Below are 15,689 nucleotides of genomic sequence, written 5' to 3'. Positions count from 1 at the left end.
TTTCATCGGTGATTGCGGCATTCTCTAAAACGACTTTGCTAAAAAAGTTTCGATAAATCGTTCTGGTAGGCGGCAACCCCTTGCTGAATATCGCCTTTTACCTTCTGAATGATGGTAATCAGCTTTTTCGCATACGCCGGATCGGTGGCGTAGCCGCCCGCCTGCAGCGCCTTCGCGCCCTGCTCCGGCGTGCTCGATTGCACCACGTTGCTGTAGCGAGGATTTTTGGTCAGCAGCTTCGCGTAGTCGGCCAGCGCGTGTTCGTAGGAGTCGTAGACGCGGAACGCCGCTTTCACCTTGCGCTTCACGCCATTGATGTATTCTGTGGTGGTGATTTCGGTGGTTTTACCCTCCCAGCCGCCGGTGGCCTTAATACCAAACAGGTTGTGGCTCGGCTTGCCGTCCGCCGCCGGAATTTCCCGCCGCCCCCAGCCGGATTCCAGCGCCGCCTGGGCGAGGATCAGCTGCGGGTGCAGGCCACTTTGCTGCGCCGCCACCTGGGCCGGGCGCATCAAACGGGCGATAAACGGATGCGCGCCTTCCGCAGGCTGGGCAAAGGAGACCGGGGCAGGTAAACGCATCGGCCCGGTGGCAGGACGGGCCTCAGAAAGCGATGCGCCCGGCAGCGCGAGCGGGTCGCGGCCAGGCGTTGCGGTGACGGCTTCACCCTCGCCGCCAAGCTGGCGGACAATCAGGTTGGCAAAGCCGAGCTGGCCGCTCCCGGCGATGTTTTGCGCCACCTGCTGATCGTGCATCGCGGTGAACATCTCCGAGGACTGGCTGCTCATCAAATCGCCCTTGATGGTGGCATCGCGCATGCTTTTCATCATCATCTGCACGAAGACGCCTTCCATCTGCTGCGCCGCCGCCTTCAGCGCGCCGGGCGCTGCACGCCCGGCCTCACGCTTAAGCACATCCAGCGAGCGCACGTCAAAGGCCGGGCGGTCAAAACGGTCGAGTTCCTTCATCAGTTGGTCTCCAGTTTCGCCCTCAGGCAACCGGCGTTTTTCATCGCCTGCAAAATCGACATCAGCTCGTTCGGCGTGGCGCCCAGGTTGTTCAGCGCCCGGATGACGTTGTTGAGATCGGTACTGCTGCGCACGTTCTGCAACGCGCCCCCGCGATCGCGCACCGAGATATCGGTCTGCGGCACCACCACCGTTTCACCGCCGCCAAACGGCGTATCCGGCTGGCTGACCACGTTGTTCTGCGTCACTTCTACCGTCAGCGAGCCGTGCGCCACGGCGCAGGTGTCGAGCGTCACATGGCGGTTCATCACCACCGAGCCGGTGCGCGAATTGATAATGACCTTCGCATCCTGCACGCTGACCTTCACGGGAATATCCTGGATATTGGCAAGGAATCGCACCCGCGACGGGCCATCGGCCGGGGCAAACAGCCGCACCGTACGCGCATCTTCCGGGATAGCCGCGCCGCCGCTGTAGCGACGGTTGATCTCATCGCTGATAAGCTGGGCCAGGGAGAAATCGGACTCATTGAGCTGCAAACGCACCACGCTCTGGGCGGCGAAGTCGTTCGGCACTTCACGCTCGACCGTTGCGCCGCCGCTGATGCGCCCGCCGTTGAGCTGGTTCACCTGCACGCGGCTGCCGCCCGCCTGCGCGCCTGCGCCGGAAATCAGCACGTTACCCTGCGCCATGGCGTAAATCTGGTTATCCGCCGCCTTCAGCGGGGTCATCAACAGCGTGCCGCCGCGCAGGCTTTTGGCGTTGCCGAGTGACGAAACCACGATGTCAATTTTGTCGCCCGAGCGGGCGAACGGCGGCAGTTCGGCGGTGACCATTACCGCAGCGATGTTTTTCAGCTGCATGTTGGTGCCCGGCGGCACGGTAATGCCGAGCTGCGAGAGCATATTGTTGAGGCTCTGGCCGGTAAACGGCGCCTGCATGGTCTGGTCGCCGGTGCCGTCAAGCCCGACCACCAGGCCGTAGCCCATCAGCGAGTTGGAGCGCACACCCTGCACGGTCACCAGGTCGCGAATACGCTCCGCCTGCGCCACTTTTGGCACGGTGAGCATCATGCCGTAGAGCATCATGCTGATAAAAAACAGGACAAATTCTTTTTTCATGGCGATATCAGAAAGGTGAAATGTTCAGGAACAGGCGTTGCAGCCAGCCCATAGTCTGCGCTTCGTTGATATAGCCGTTGCCGACATATTCGATGCGCGCATCTGCCACCTGAGTGGACGGCACGGTATTGCTGCCGCTGATCGTGCGGGGGTTAACCACCCCGGAAAAGCGGATGAACTCGGTACCCTGGTTGATGGCGATTTGCTTCTCGCCCACTACGCGCAGGTTGCCATTGGGCAGCAGCTGATTGACCGTCACGGTGATGGTGCCGGTGAAGGTGTTACGCGCCGCCGCGCCGCCTTTGCCCGCAAAATCGTTTTTACCTTCGGCTTCGAAATCGGCTTTGCCATCGCCCAGCCAGCTGTCGAGCTTGGTCGGTACGGCAATCAGCCCCATTCCGGCCGATCCATTACGGTTGGCACTGGAGGAGGAGCTCTTGCTGGCGCTAACGTTCTCCTGCAACAGGATAGTCAGCGTATCGCCAACGTTGCGCGGACGGCGGTCTTCGAACATCGGCTGATAGCCGTAGTTCATGCCCTGACCGGCCATAAACAGCGAGCCGCCGGTCGCAACCGGTGCCATCGGTAATGGCTCTGCGGAGGTCGGTCCATCCACCAGAGGTTTTTGTAAAATATGCGCACAGCCGCTCAGCAGTAGCGTACTGACCAGCAGCAGCGAGCGCGGCGTGCGGAACAGAGAGGAAATCAAAAGTGTTTTCATGTCAGTGTCGATAAAAGTCTGACCGCCGCTAAACATCGCGGCGGCCAGAGAGAGGACATTACAGCTGGGAGAGCCGTTGCAGCATCTGGTCGGACGCTGAAACCGCTTTGCTGTTGATCTCATAGGCGCGCTGCACCTGAATCATGCTCACCAGCTCTTCCGCCACGTTGACGTTGGAGGTTTCGACGTAGCTCTGCTTCAGGGTGCCCGCATCTTCGAGGCCCGGGTTCAGCTCGTTCGGCGCGCCGGAGGCCTGGGTTTCGCGATACAGGTTGCCGCCAATGCTTTCGAGGCCCGCTTCGTTGACGAAGGTCGCCAGGGTCAGCTGACCGATTTGCTGCGGCTCCGCCTGGCCCGGCACGGTGGCGCTGACGATGCCGTCAGGGCTGATTTCCAGCTTTTTGGCATCTGCCGGTACGGTGATCCCCGGCTGAATCGGATGCCCGTCGGCGTTCACCAGCTGGCCGTTTTCGTTTTTGTCGAAATGGCCGTCACGGGTGTAGGCGGTGCTGCCGTCCGGCATCTGCACCGGGAAGAAGCCTTTGCCTTCAATTGCCACGTCCAGCTCGTTGCCGGTCGGGTTGAAGCCGCCCTGGGTATGCACCCGCTGGGTAGAGACCGGACGCACGCCGGTACCTAACTGCAGGCCGCTTGGCAGCGACGTCTGCTCGGAGGCCTGAGCCCCTGGCTGGCGCATGGTCTGATACAGCAGGTCCTGGAATACCGCCCGCTGGCGCTTAAATCCGTTGGTGTTGACGTTCGCCAGGTTGTTGGAGATAACGTCCATATTGAGCTGCTGTGCTTCCAGCCCGGTTTTTGCAATCCATAAAGAACGGATCATGTATGACTCCTCGGTGGGCGATTAGCTCACGCTTAATAGCTGATTGGCCTTCTGGGCGTTCTCATCGGCGGTACGGATAACCTTCATGTTCATCTCGAAACCGCGTGAGATGGCGATCATCTCGGTCATCGCTTTCACCGGGCTGACGTTGCTGCCTTCCAGCGCTTCCGGGCTCAGACGCAGCGTTTCGTCCTGGGCCAGGGTCCCGGCGTAGGCCCGAAACACGCCGTCGTCGCCATGCATCAGCTGACTCTGAGTGGCGGACACCATTTTCAGACGCCCGACCGGCGCAACCGCCGTCGGGTCATCGCCTGCGCCAAGCGCCGAGATGGTGCCGTCGGCGGCAATGGTCACTTCGCTCTGCGGCGGCACGGTCAGCGGTGCGCCGTCGCCCATTAGCGGCTTGCCGTTGACGCTCAGCGCGCCTTCGTTGTCCACTTCAATGCCGCCGTTGCGGGTGTAGCCTTCGCTGCCGTCCGCTAACACCACCGCCAGCCAGCCGTTTTGCGGCAGGGCCACGTCGAGGCTACGTCCGGTGTGGGTCACCGGGCCCATGGTGTTGTCATGAAACGGCGTGGATTCGGCCACCAGCGCACGGGTGCGCAGGGTTTCCCCTTCGATGGGCACCGCGCGATGCGCGGACATCTGGGCGCGAAAACCGGCGGTGGAGCTGTTCGCCAGATTGTTTGAGGTCACCGCCTGGCGGTTGAGCGCCGCATTGGCGGCGCTCATGGCGGTATAAATTGCGCGATCCATCGTCGGCTATCCTTAACGCAGGTTCACCAGCGTCTGGAGAAGCTCCGACTGGGTTTTGATGGTCTGGGAGTTCGACTGGTAGTTACGCTGATAAACGATCATGTTGACCATCTCATCGCCCAGTTCGACGTTGGACTGCTCAAGCATCCCGCCCTTCATCGAACCGAAGCTGCCGCTGCCTGCTTCACCAAAGAATGGCTGGCCGGACTGCGGGGTTTCGCTCCAGACGTTGTTGCCCTGCGGCGACAGACCACCGCTGTTGGCGAAATCGGCCAGCACGATCTGCGCTACGGTCAGGCGTTCGCCGTTGCTGTAGGTCGCAACCACTTCGCCGTTATCACCAATCTGGAAGGTCTGGTATTTGCCCGGTGCCCGTCCGTCCATTTTGTCGGTCTTGATGGTGTTATCCCCGGCAATCTGGGTGATGGAGGACAGGTCCAGATTAAGGGCCAGCGCACGGGAACCATTAAGCGGATCCCCGCCCACGAGAATGGAATCAATTGCCCCGGTCAGCTTCCCATCTTCATCGAATTTGATATTTGCCGACGTCACCCCATCATTAGCAGCTGTTGGCGAGCTTTCATCGCGGGCGTGCACTGTCCATTCCCCTTTGCCAGTCTGCACAAAGTAGAGCTTGACGGTGTGCTTGTTGCCGAGGCTGTCGGTGGCTTCGACCTGGCTTACGTAGTCGTAGGTCTTATCATCCTCATAATCGAAATCTTCGGTAATAAAATCTTCCGTTTTCGCCTTCAGGTTGCCGGCAATCGAGCCTGCGGTTGAGGCGACAGGCGGCATATCGTCGGTCGGGATCTGAATCGGGCCAATTGGCGCCCCCGGCGAAATCACCGGTGGCGTACCGGTGGCCTGATAGCCGGTCAAAAACAGGCCGTTGGTTTTGTTGTAGATATTGCCGTTAACGTCCTGTTCGAACTGGCCGTTGCGACCGTAAAACACGCCACCGCCTTCGTTGACCATGCGGAAGAAACCGCGCCCTTGCAGGCCGACGTCAAGGTTACGCCCGGTGCCCAGCAGGTTACCATCGTTAAAGTTCTGGGTAACGCCTGCCACCTGGACGCCCAGCCCCATCGTGCCAGCAAACACGTCAGAGAAAGCAATCGCGCCGGATTTAAAACCAACCGTCTGGGAGTTGGCGATGTTGTTGCCGACCACGTCGAGCGCTTTCGCCGCCGCGCTGAGGCCGCTCAGACCTTGTGAAAAACCCATAGTGAAATTCCTGAGAGTAAAAGTGAGTTATTTTTGGATAACGACCACGTCAGCCATGCCGATTGGATCGTGGTTAAGAAGGTGCAGCACCGCGCCACCCGGGGTCATGGTTACCCCTTCGACCAGCGCCTGCATCAGACCCGACACCTCCGGCTTCTCACCTTCTGCGTTTTTCGCATCAAAGGTGACGGTGTACTCGGTATCCGGTGCTGGGCCAGGATCCGGCTGGAAGTTCTGCAAATCGTCGAGGCTGAAGGTCTTGACCCCGGACTTCACGTTTTTGAGGTCCGCGGTGTAGGCCGTGCCATCTTCGGCGGTCAGGGTGACGGTCACCGTGTCCGCATCGCCGCCCAACAGGAAGCTGAAGCTGTCCGCTGCATTCTCGCCGTCCTGCGTAATACCGATGCCCGATCCGGTGGTGACTTTCGGATCGCCTTCTATCAGCACCGAACGACCCACCCAGGAGGCGGCACTCATGCTGCCAAGCTGGGCCATCATCGCCTGAACGTTGGCGACAGAAGAGTTCAGCTTCTCGACGCCCGCGGCGGTGTTGAACTGCGCCAGCTGGGCGGTGAGCTGGTTGTTATCCATCGGGTTGGTCGGATCCTGGTTTTTCATCTGCGCCACCAGCATCTTCATAAAGCTGTCGCTAAGGTCACCGGCGCTGGTGCCATCACCGTAACCGCTGCCGCTACCGCTGTTGTTAACGGAAGAAACTGCCATTTCTTATCCTTATTGACCAAGGGTCAGGGTTTTCAGCATCAGGGTCTTGGCGGAGCTCATCACTTCGACGTTGGCCTGATAGCTGCGGGAAGCGGAAATGGTGTTCACCATTTCGTTCACCACGTTGACGTTGGGCATACGCACGTAGCCCTGCTCATCCGCCAGCGGGTTGCCTGGCTCATACACCATCCGGTCCGGGGCGGTGCTTTCCACCACTTCGCTGACCCTCACGCCGCCTATGGCATCGCCTGCGGCAGCGTCAACTTCAAACTTCACCTGACGGGCGCGGTACGGCTGCCCGTCAGGCCCCGCCACGCTGTCGGCGTTAGCCATGTTGCTGGCGCTGACGTTGAGACGGCGGGACTGGGCGGCCATCGCCGAACCCGATATATCAAAAATACTAAATAACGACATGACGATTATCCCTGACTGAGTACGGTCATCATTTTCTTAATATCCGCACCGAGGAACGTCAGTCCGGATTGATATTTCACGGCGTTATCCGCGAAATTGATTCGTTCTCTGTCCATGTCCACGGTATTACCGTCAGCGCTGGGCTGATCGGGCACCCGATATAACAACTGCGGGTCATCAAAAGGCATCGCCTTTGCAGGAATATGCCGGTTTGCCGTTAATGAGAGAGAGACCGGTGATTTCGCCATGGAGGTGTTATCCATGGCGCTTTTTAACTGTTGAGTAAAATCAAGATCGCGCGCCAGGTAGCCCGGTGTATCCGCGTTGGCAATATTCGATGCCAGCACGTCCTGACGGCGCGTGAGCAGACTTAACGCTTGCTGTTGAAAGCGAAACGCATCATCAAGTTTATTGATCATAAATAGCGGCTCCTGCCTCGCTTTATCCAGAGTGCGATAGTGTAGACAGCGCTGGTGAAATATCACACTGCGAAGACCCGACAGAAATAAGCGCTTTTAACGTATTCGAAGAAAATATTTTGATGGGGAAAATGTGATGAATTTAAATGCCGACAAAAGTGCGCGCATTTGGCCCAATAAAAGCATTGGCAACACGTATATAATTTGACCATGAATATTAAGCGATCTGACTTTACGCTTATTTAAATAAGGCAACAAGATGAGAATTACCTTTTTCGCTCTCACCGCGCTGGCGCTGGCAATCACCACCCCGGCGCAGGCCAGCGTGCCGTCGGCACAGAGCGCAGAACAGCGGCTGCTGCTGAAGCTGAACGCGCTGTTTCAGCCGTCGGACAATCAGGACACTATCGCGCGCACCGTGGAACTGCTCGCCACCCCGCAGCAGGTTGCCGCACTCTGTGATGCCCCGGAGCTGAGCCTCACCGGCAACGATAGCCGCCTGACCGGTAAACGCACGGTGGCGGCCCGCTGCGGCAAGCGCAAATTCTACCTGCCGGTACGCGTCAGCGCCCAGGGCACCTGGTGGGTTGCCAGCCAAAGCCTGCCAGGCGGGGCGATTGTCCAGCACGGCGATATTGAGCCGCATACCGGCAGCCTGGATGGGCAGCCTGCCGGGCTGGTATTCAGCCCGGATGAGATTATCGGCCAGCGCCTGACCCGCGCCATCACCGCCGGGAAGCCGGTGCTGCAAAACCAGCTGCGCCAGCAGTGGCGGCTGCGCGCCGGGCAGACGGTGGACCTGGTGACCAGCGGCGACGGCTTTCGCATTCGCGGCCAGGGCAAGGCGCTCGGCAACGCCACGGTCAACGATACGCTGAAAGTACAGACCGCCAACGGGCAGATCGTCAGCGGAAAAGTGGCCGCCGACGGTCAGGTGATGATTTTTTTCCGACAATAATTTTAGTTTTTTCGTGAAGCACCGATGAGAAGTGTATAGACCGTTGAAAAATGATGTTACAGGCGAGGACCACGATGAGCATTGACAGCACCCAACCGACCACTCCGGTTAGCGGAATCCCTTCCTCTACCGAGATGCGCGCCCGTACGGCGACACAAGAGAACACCCCGGCGTCCGGCCCTTCTGCGGACGAAAGCAAAACTGCGGTGACCTTAAGCGCGCTGACGCGCCAGATCCAGACCGACGACAGCGGCGATGTGAATCACGCCCGCGTCGCCGAAATTCGTGCCGCCCTGGCCGCCGGAGAGCTTCCGCTTGAGCCGGAAAAAATCGCCCAGGCACTGGTGCAGGATATGTTTCAGTTTCACTAACCGCAGGACTTTTTTTAGTTATGGATAAGCTGTACCCGATACTCACGCAGATGAAAACGTCTCTCGATGAACTGGAGGCGATCATGATTGAAGAGGTCAATCAGCTCAACCGGGCGCAGATCAATCCGGTCTCCTTACAGGTGCTGACTGACAATAAAAGCCAGCTGCTGTCGACCATCCAGTATTACGATGAGATGCGTCGCCAGCAGGAGCAGGTCTCGGTCATCGAAGCGCCGTATCACGCGCAGAACCGGCTCGCCACCTGCTGGCAGCAAATCAGTGAGAAAGTGCGCGAGACCCGCGCGCTGAATCAAAAAGTGGAATCACTGCTGCAAAATCATATGCATAAAAATCAGCACATGCAGAAAGTGGTCGATCAGGTGGGTCACGCGAATACCCTGTACGGCCCGGCCGGTGAATCGAACCTCGCCCCGACCGGTCGTAAGTACAACATCAGTATTTGACCTATTCTTTCGTTGTTGCCTCAACATTTTTGCTCGCCCATGTGGCGAGTTTTTTTTGCGCTGCGTTCAGCGGTAACGCCCGGCGGCGCTGCGCTTGCCGGGCCTACGGGTTATGGGCGAGCGTGGATGGTGTTGTAGGCCCGCGCAAACGAAGTGCCGCCCGGCAAAAAAACCACCGTTAAACGGCGGTATAGGCGTGGGCCGAGCTGCGGGATTTGCGCAGGGCGCTCATCTCCCCGCTGAGGGTATTCAGGCGGGCCTGAATGCACTGCATCAGCTGAGCGTCATGCATCAGCAGCGTTTCCAGACACTGAATGGCCATTTCCCGTTCGGTGTCTGCCAGGCCGTTGAAATCGACGCTGGAGAGCCGGTTGAGGCGCACCGTGTAGTCCTCGACGTCACCGGTAAAGGTTTCCCAGGCCTCTTGTTCAACCAGCGCGTACAGCGCGCGGTTACGCTCCAGCAGCTGCTCCAGATCTTTGACCACTGAGTTATCCATGCTGAGCCTGCCTGTTCGGTTCAATAGCCTTCCAGGTCTCGGACAAATCGACCATCAGCGAGATCAGGTGCGGCAACTTCTCGCCGGACTTGTTGATATTGGCCTCCAGCAAATTGCGCGAGACGTACTCATACAGGCTTTCGAGATCTTCGGTAATCTTGCCGCCAATCTCATGATTAAGCCCGGCGCGCAGGCCGTTATCGATAATATTAATGGCCCGGGAGATCATCTCGCCACGACGGGCGATATTGCCGGACTGGAAGTAGATTTCCGCCCGACGCATGGCGTTAATTGCACCATCAAACAGCATAACAATCAGCTGATGGGGCGTTGCCCCGGCGATCTGGCTGTCGAGAGAAACGGAGGAGTAGGCGCTATTGCCCGTTTTGCTATACATCTTTAAATCCTGCCGGGCAGGCATTTGCCCGGTTCTGTGAAGATTAAACTAACCCAGCCAACGCGCCCATCAACTGTGAGCTCATGTTGTTCATTTCACTCATCACTTTATCGAGGCGTTGATACTCTTTTTCTCTGCGCGCCATGGTCTCTTCAATGCGTCTTTCAACCGCCGAGATTTGCTTGCCAATACGCTTTTCTTGTTCACGTATAGATTCCAGGGTAGTTTCAATTACCCCATCCTCCTTCTGAATCGAATCTTTATCACCGAGGTAGGTTTTAAATATTCCTTCCATTCGATCTTTAATACCTTCTTTTCCCTCTTTACCAAGGAAAAGCGCCTCGACCGCATTAAGGTTATCCTTAAGCGCGGCATCAAGCTTTTTATTATCGATGGTAAGCGTTCCCAGCGTGCCGGTACGTTCATCGCCAGTTTTGCCGTCGAAGGTGACGGTAATACCGAGACTGCCCAGCGACTTAATGACATCATCAACGTCAGAATAGTCACCACCAACAGTGGCTTTTAACTCGCTTGTCAGGCGACGCAAAGAGCCATCACTAAACAGCGCACCGTTGGTGGGATCGGGCTGAGCAATAGCATCCGAATTACTGTCGCGATCGGGGGCCGTATATTTGGTGGCACTGGCGACGGTGCTGAGGTAGCTGTTGTAGTTCTTAACAAACTCCTCAATAAGCGTTTTCACCTTTGAGGTATCTTCGGTGATAGTAAGGGATTCCTCTTTATATCCTCCACCAGACAGCTCTTCCGAGATTTCTCGCAGCTCAAGCGTCACGCCGGTGATCAGATCTGTGATGGTGTTCGAGCTGCGCTTGATATCTTTACCGTTTAGCGTGATCTCCGCATCTTGCGGTGCTGCTTCGAGGCTGGCACTTTCCAGCTTACTCTTAACAGTGGCATCGCCGGTCACCTCAATGCTCATTTCACCGGCCTCGCCGGTTTTTTTAGAGGTTAAAACCAGCTTGTGCTCATTCCCATCGATCGTCACCACTTCCGCCACCACATCGCCATTCTGAACGTTGATCTTTTCGGCAATCTTATTGAGGGAGGTGTCCGCGGGTTCCAGCTTCACCTCAAGCGGCTTATCGCTACCCTCCATAGTGATTTTTACGGTCGCACTATTGCGACCAAGCGGTGTTTCACGTGAGTTATGCGTAACCCCAAGCTGGTGTGCCTTCGCCAGCTTTTTTACGGCAATGGAATAGCTGTTGGGAATGGCACCACTGCCCGCCGTCGCCTTAAAGGTTTTGTTGTCGCTCACGCTAACGCCGTTAAATCCCTCATCCTGAAGCTTACCAAGATTATCCTTCATCGTGCTGAGTGCACTGGAAATTGAGCCCCAGGCAGAGATTTGCCCTTTATAGCTACTCTGCTTTTGCAAATAAGGATTGAGCTTTTGCGTGATCCCCTTGCGCTCATCCGCCAGCCACTGGTCAAACGGCAGCCCGGAGCCTATGCCTAAAAAATTCGTTGAAGCCATAATAAACGTTCCTTTTGAAATAGGTTAGCCTGACACTATTCCTATCGGACAATAGAGAAGAGAGTTTAATTTTTCATTTATCTGCCAACAATGCTAATTGTTGCAGAATACAATTATGCTGTCTTATTGGTCTATTCCCCGCACCAACCCAAATAATTAGTGTCAATTTTGCAGCCATTTCCCACGATTGAAAAAAATTAAAAAAATAATTAAGTCATTTTTATTCCCTCCGATGAAGTAAGTATGCGCATCAACGAACGCATATCCCATACAGTCGTAATTACCTAAAAGGATATAAAAATGGCACAGGTCATTAATACCAACGCATTGAGCCTGATGGCTCAGAACAACCTGAACAAATCCCAGACTTCCCTGGGCACCGCGATTCAGCGCCTCTCTTCCGGTATGCGTATTAACAGCGCAAAAGACGATGCGGCAGGCCTGGCGATTTCTAACCGCTTCACCTCTTCTATCCGCGGCATGACCCAGGCAGCGCGTAATGCCAACGACGGTATCTCCCTGGCGCAGACCACCGAAGGCGCACTGGAAGAAGTGACCGAGAACATGCAGCGTATCCGCGAGCTGACCGTGCAGGCGAAAAACGGCACCAACTCTGCCAGCGACCTGGACTCCATCAAGAAAGAAATCGGTACCCGTCTGGAAGAAATTAGCCGCGTGGCTGAAGTCACCAACTTTAACGGCGTGAAGGTGTTTGATGGTTCGAAAGATAAGATCACTATTCAGATTGGTGATAAAGATGCCGATACCATCGATATCACCCTGAACAAACTGGACATGGAAACGCTGGGTCTGGATACATTTATGGCTGATTTCGCAGACATCGGTATCACGGTAAACGGCGCGGGTACAAATGCAGTCCAGTATACCGAAAAAGCGGTGGCAAAAGGCGTTGGTGTCGATACCGAAATCGGCACAAATGTAGCAGGTAAAACATGGAAGGTGGATGCCGGTGATGCTGCGCTGCTCGCAACGGCTATTGGTGGTGGTGCAACAGACGCTAACATGAAAGTCGTGGTCCACGAGGCCACGAAAGAAGCTTTCGTTTTAAACGATGCTGACGGCAAGATTTATAAGCTTGACACTGCTGCCATGACATTCGCAGATGATGGCGGTGCCAATGCCAAGATTGCCACCGTTGTTGCTGGCAACCTTACAGAAGTCACTGACAAATTCGACAAGGATATGCTGCTGAACGGACCTTCAGCGCTGACGGGCATTGCAGCCCTTAAAGCCGGTGATACCATTGAGGCCCTGGATGGCAACACACTTACCCTGGACGCCGCTGCACTTGATGAAATTTCCAATACAGCATTTGGCAGTGATGTAGCGGCTTCAGGGATGAAGCTCTTCAAAGCCACTGATGCTGGCGTTGATAAATTCTTCGCTTATGGCAAAGATGCCGGTGGCAATATGGTTGTACAGGAAATTGAGTTCCCGGATGACGACGCTACTAACGCCACAGCAGCTGATGCCCGTGCAATGGATGAAGCAGCCATTCTGGAAGAGGTGAATGGTGTCATCGCTGGTGACCTGCTGGCAAAACTGGATAATGCAATCACTCAGATTGCCGATTTCCGTGCCGACCTGGGTGCCGTTCAGAACCGTTTCAGCTCCATCATTGCGAACCTGAACACCAACATCATCAACACCACCGAAGCGCGCTCCCGTATTCAGGACGCCGACTTCTCCGTAGAAGTGTCCGCCATGAGCCGCGCGAACATCCTGCAGCAGGCAGGCGTGTCCGTACTGGCCCAGGCTAACCAGGTTCCGCAGAACGTGCTGTCCCTGCTGCGCTAATAATAAAAAACGTTTTACCACCTCATTTCCGGGGCCTCCATCCGTGCCCCGTTTTGCCCTCTCGTCCCGGAGGGCTTTTTTATTTCTGCCGCCTGAAAAACAACCATCAAAATAGTGCCATTAATAACACCAATTCACCCCATTAAAATTCCGAAGAAATTTTTTAGCCATTTCGATTAGCACCGATAAATACAGTATGCGCACTCCCTTTCGCGTATTCCGGATAGTGTCGTCCGGTTATATTCCCACCTTAAAAGGATATGAATATGGCCCAGCTCATCAATACCAACGCACTGAGCCTGATGGCTCAGAACAACCTGAACAAATCCCGGACCTCTCTGGGCACCGCCATCGAGCGCCTCTGTTCCGGTATGCGCATCAACAGCGCGAAGGACGATGCCGACGGTCTGGCCATCTCTAACCGCTTCACCTCTTCCATTCGTGGCCTGACCCAGGCGGCGCGTAATGCCAACGACGGTATCTCCCTGGCGCAGACCACCGAAGGTGCACTGGAAGAAGTGACCGAGAACTTACAGCGTATCCGCGAGCTGACCGTGCAGGCGAAAAACGGCACTAATTCCAACGACGACCGCGCGTCGATTCAGAACCGCCTCAGCTCGATCATTGCCAACCTGAACACCACCGTGATTAACACCACCGAAGCGCGTTCCCGTATTCAGGATGCTGACTTCTCCGTGGAAGTGTCGGCAATGAGCCGTTCAAACATCCTGCAACAGGCCGGTATCTCCGTGCTGTCTCAGGCAAACCAGGTGCCGCAGAACGTGCTGAGCCTGCTGCGTTAATTCTTTCCTGTCGTTTAGCTTGTCCTTTTGCCCTCCCATGCGGAGGGCTTTTTTTTGCCCGGATTGTGCCCAATGTTTTTGCCCGATGGCGCTACGCTTATCGGGCCTACAATGTCAATGTCAATGTCAATTTCAATTTTGGGATTGGGATTGGGATTGGGATTGGGATTGGGGCTGTAGGCCCGGCAAGCCTGCGCCGCCGGGCGATCGTGCCAATACGCTTACCCGTTGCTGCGCTGGGTCAACGCATTGGCCACGGTATAGACCTCTTCAATCAACACATTATGACTCTGCGCTCCTGCCGGGCTGCCGTCCTGCGCCTGCATCGCCGCGTCGGTGACCAGCGCACGCAGGTCCTTCGACGACCGGGCGCAGCGCTGCGCCAGATTGCGCGCTTCAACCGCAAACACGCCTTCGTCGCCATTCAATGAATAGCTGTAGGCTCGGCTGGAAAGCTGAACCAGAGCACCTGCACCGTCGGCAATCTGTAACGCCGCCTGATGCAGCGCATGCATCGACTGCACCACGCTCATCACGCTTTCGACCAGCATCGCCACGCGGTTAGCGTTCTCTTCCGGACGCTGAAGCAGCAGCTCGTTTTTCTGCGCAATCATGCAGGCGGCGCTGGCGATGGTGCGCACCTGCTCGCCAATCTCGTTCATCAGCGGCGGCAGATGCGCCTGCTTCTCGCGCACCGCGGCAACCTCGCTTCTCAGCTGCGAGGGTAGCTCTTCATTCAGGCGGGCCAGATGCTGATTCAAACTGCGCAGCAGGGTCAATGTCGAAACCAGCACCAGCGTCGCCAGCGGCCAGGGCTTGTGCAGGATCAGCGTCGGGCGTTCGCCCAGATGGCGGGTCGGAATATCCACCGCCAGCAGCCACGTGGTGTCGTGCAGTGGCTGGACGATCAGCGTGTGCTCGCCGCTGGCGGTGCGAAAGCGGGTCTGGCGCAGGCCTTCCCCGCTCTGCGCCAGCAGCGTGCGCAACGGCACCGCCATCGGCAGGTCGGCGTCGTTCAGCGATTGCAGGCTTGCCGCCCCCGCCGCTTCACCGACGATGCGTCCGTCAACGTCAACAATCCACACCCGACCGCCGAGCCGGTCACCCAGCTCTTTTACCAGTGAATTAAAGAAGTTGCGTGCCTGTCCGCTCTGCGCGTCCACGTCCCCGCCACCGGGCAGCGATTTATCCAGCGCATAGCTTTTAAGGGTCACAACATTTTCGGTCATGGAGCGCTGCTGCGCTTCCACCCGATCCAGCTGTTCGCGAAGCTGGGTGGCCAGCGAATCCACCTGATGACGAATTCTGTCGCCCTCGGATTTGATGAAGTGCGGCATCACATAGTACTGAACAACCACCAGCAGCAGGATGCATACGAAAACCACGATAACTGTGAGTAACATTAATAAACGCCTGTAAAAACCACGGCAGCACCACGCCGCCACTCAGCGCGTATTTTATTATGTCGGGGCGCGGAATGGCGGTCGTTGAACGGGCGATAACCGCGCACTTTTGCCACGATGTGGCGAAAAAAGCAGGTCGAAAAACAGCAAGCATACTTAAGAAAATATGATTGTTTCCTTGTGCAATAGTTTCTGGCGGTTTTTTATTTTTTTTGGTGCGGCTTTTCACTTCAGGAATAACCCTAAATATTAAAGCGGTACTTATTAATTAATATTAACAAGGTGAACTGC

At 56.4% G+C, this 15,689-nt stretch carries 18 protein-coding genes; 5 read left to right on the top strand and 13 right to left on the bottom strand.

The annotated features are described in order from the left end of the window. Positions 1 to 38: 38 nt before the first annotated feature. The 9 genes from flgJ to flgB are packed head-to-tail and all read right to left on the bottom strand — an operon-like array spanning position 39 to position 7,187. Complete coding sequence (gene flgJ / locus AB1287_RS00480; RefSeq protein ID WP_435616602.1) at positions 39 to 968, bottom strand: flagellar assembly peptidoglycan hydrolase FlgJ; 930 nt, start codon at positions 966 to 968, stop codon at positions 39 to 41. Further along, a complete protein-coding gene (locus tag AB1287_RS00475) occupies positions 968 to 2,095 on the bottom strand; it encodes a flagellar basal body P-ring protein FlgI (protein WP_436799810.1) in 1,128 nt (375 codons plus the stop codon). The genes flgJ and AB1287_RS00475 overlap by 1 nt, the downstream gene beginning before the upstream one ends. Before the next feature lies 1 nt (position 2,096). Next, positions 2,097 to 2,810: a flagellar basal body L-ring protein FlgH gene (locus AB1287_RS00470; RefSeq protein WP_435616600.1), complete on the bottom strand. Its 714-nt coding sequence runs from the start codon at positions 2,808 to 2,810 to the stop codon at positions 2,097 to 2,099. Positions 2,811 to 2,868: 58 nt separating this feature from the next. Beyond that, entirely contained in the window at positions 2,869 to 3,651 is a 783-nt protein-coding gene (gene flgG, locus AB1287_RS00465; protein WP_435616599.1) for a flagellar basal-body rod protein FlgG, read from the bottom strand. A gap of 21 nt (positions 3,652 to 3,672) precedes the next feature. Then, positions 3,673 to 4,407: a flagellar basal body rod protein FlgF gene (flgF, locus tag AB1287_RS00460; protein WP_435616598.1), complete on the bottom strand. Its 735-nt coding sequence runs from the start codon at positions 4,405 to 4,407 to the stop codon at positions 3,673 to 3,675. A 12-nt stretch (positions 4,408 to 4,419) separates the two neighbouring features. Further along, complete coding sequence (flgE, locus tag AB1287_RS00455) at positions 4,420 to 5,631, bottom strand: flagellar hook protein FlgE (protein WP_435616597.1); 1,212 nt, start codon at positions 5,629 to 5,631, stop codon at positions 4,420 to 4,422. Positions 5,632 to 5,658: 27 nt separating this feature from the next. Next, positions 5,659 to 6,354 carry a flagellar hook assembly protein FlgD gene (locus tag AB1287_RS00450; RefSeq protein WP_435616596.1) on the bottom strand — a complete coding sequence of 232 codons (696 nt, stop codon included), beginning with the start codon at positions 6,352 to 6,354 and terminating at the stop codon, positions 5,659 to 5,661. A gap of 9 nt (positions 6,355 to 6,363) precedes the next feature. Further along, a complete protein-coding gene (flgC, locus tag AB1287_RS00445; RefSeq protein WP_435616595.1) occupies positions 6,364 to 6,768 on the bottom strand; it encodes a flagellar basal body rod protein FlgC in 405 nt (134 codons plus the stop codon). Between the two features lie 5 nt (positions 6,769 to 6,773). Continuing rightward, positions 6,774 to 7,187 (bottom strand): flagellar basal body rod protein FlgB, encoded by a 414-nt coding sequence (gene flgB, locus AB1287_RS00440; RefSeq protein ID WP_435616594.1) that lies wholly within the window; start codon positions 7,185 to 7,187, stop codon positions 6,774 to 6,776. A 259-nt stretch (positions 7,188 to 7,446) separates the two neighbouring features. Here flgB and flgA point away from each other — a divergent pair, with 259 nt between their 5' ends. The 3 genes from flgA to AB1287_RS00425 all read left to right on the top strand — a co-directional run bounded on the left by flgA (position 7,447) and on the right by AB1287_RS00425 (position 8,980). Next, positions 7,447 to 8,145, top strand: a complete 699-nt coding sequence (gene flgA, locus AB1287_RS00435; RefSeq protein ID WP_435616593.1) for a flagellar basal body P-ring formation chaperone FlgA — start codon at positions 7,447 to 7,449, stop codon at positions 8,143 to 8,145. A 74-nt stretch (positions 8,146 to 8,219) separates the two neighbouring features. Continuing rightward, positions 8,220 to 8,516: a flagellar biosynthesis anti-sigma factor FlgM gene (gene flgM / locus AB1287_RS00430; RefSeq protein WP_435616592.1), complete on the top strand. Its 297-nt coding sequence runs from the start codon at positions 8,220 to 8,222 to the stop codon at positions 8,514 to 8,516. 20 nt (positions 8,517 to 8,536) lie between these two features. After that, positions 8,537 to 8,980 carry a flagella synthesis protein FlgN gene (locus AB1287_RS00425; protein WP_435616591.1) on the top strand — a complete coding sequence of 148 codons (444 nt, stop codon included), beginning with the start codon at positions 8,537 to 8,539 and terminating at the stop codon, positions 8,978 to 8,980. 178 nt (positions 8,981 to 9,158) lie between these two features. Here AB1287_RS00425 and fliT read toward each other — a convergent pair whose 3' ends face one another. From fliT to fliD, 3 genes are read right to left on the bottom strand one after another with little or no spacing between them, the layout of a single operon-like run. Continuing rightward, positions 9,159 to 9,479, bottom strand: coding sequence for a flagellar protein FliT (fliT, locus tag AB1287_RS00420; protein ID WP_435616590.1), 321 nt, complete (start codon positions 9,477 to 9,479; stop codon positions 9,159 to 9,161). Further along, positions 9,472 to 9,876 carry a flagellar export chaperone FliS gene (fliS, locus tag AB1287_RS00415; protein ID WP_435616589.1) on the bottom strand — a complete coding sequence of 135 codons (405 nt, stop codon included), beginning with the start codon at positions 9,874 to 9,876 and terminating at the stop codon, positions 9,472 to 9,474. The genes fliT and fliS overlap by 8 nt, the downstream gene beginning before the upstream one ends. Positions 9,877 to 9,919: 43 nt before the next feature. Further along, on the bottom strand, positions 9,920 to 11,374 hold the full coding sequence (fliD, locus tag AB1287_RS00410; protein WP_435616588.1) for a flagellar filament capping protein FliD: 1,455 nt from the start codon (positions 11,372 to 11,374) through the stop codon (positions 9,920 to 9,922). Between the two features lie 300 nt (positions 11,375 to 11,674). Here fliD and AB1287_RS00405 point away from each other — a divergent pair, with 300 nt between their 5' ends. Then, on the top strand, positions 11,675 to 13,192 hold the full coding sequence (locus tag AB1287_RS00405) for a flagellin (RefSeq protein ID WP_435616587.1): 1,518 nt from the start codon (positions 11,675 to 11,677) through the stop codon (positions 13,190 to 13,192). Between the two features lie 266 nt (positions 13,193 to 13,458). Then, positions 13,459 to 13,995, top strand: coding sequence for a flagellin (locus AB1287_RS00400; RefSeq protein WP_435616586.1), 537 nt, complete (start codon positions 13,459 to 13,461; stop codon positions 13,993 to 13,995). A 221-nt stretch (positions 13,996 to 14,216) separates the two neighbouring features. On the opposite strand, the gene AB1287_RS00395 is transcribed toward AB1287_RS00400, so the two are convergent. Further along, positions 14,217 to 15,398, bottom strand: a complete 1,182-nt coding sequence (locus tag AB1287_RS00395; RefSeq protein ID WP_435616585.1) for a methyl-accepting chemotaxis protein — start codon at positions 15,396 to 15,398, stop codon at positions 14,217 to 14,219. Positions 15,399 to 15,689 lie beyond the last annotated feature (291 nt).

This window comes from Scandinavium sp. UTDF21-P1B (assembly GCF_040750395.1).
Classification (GTDB): Bacteria; Pseudomonadota; Gammaproteobacteria; order Enterobacterales; family Enterobacteriaceae; genus Scandinavium.
This window is presented reverse-complemented; position numbering and strand designations above follow the sequence as displayed.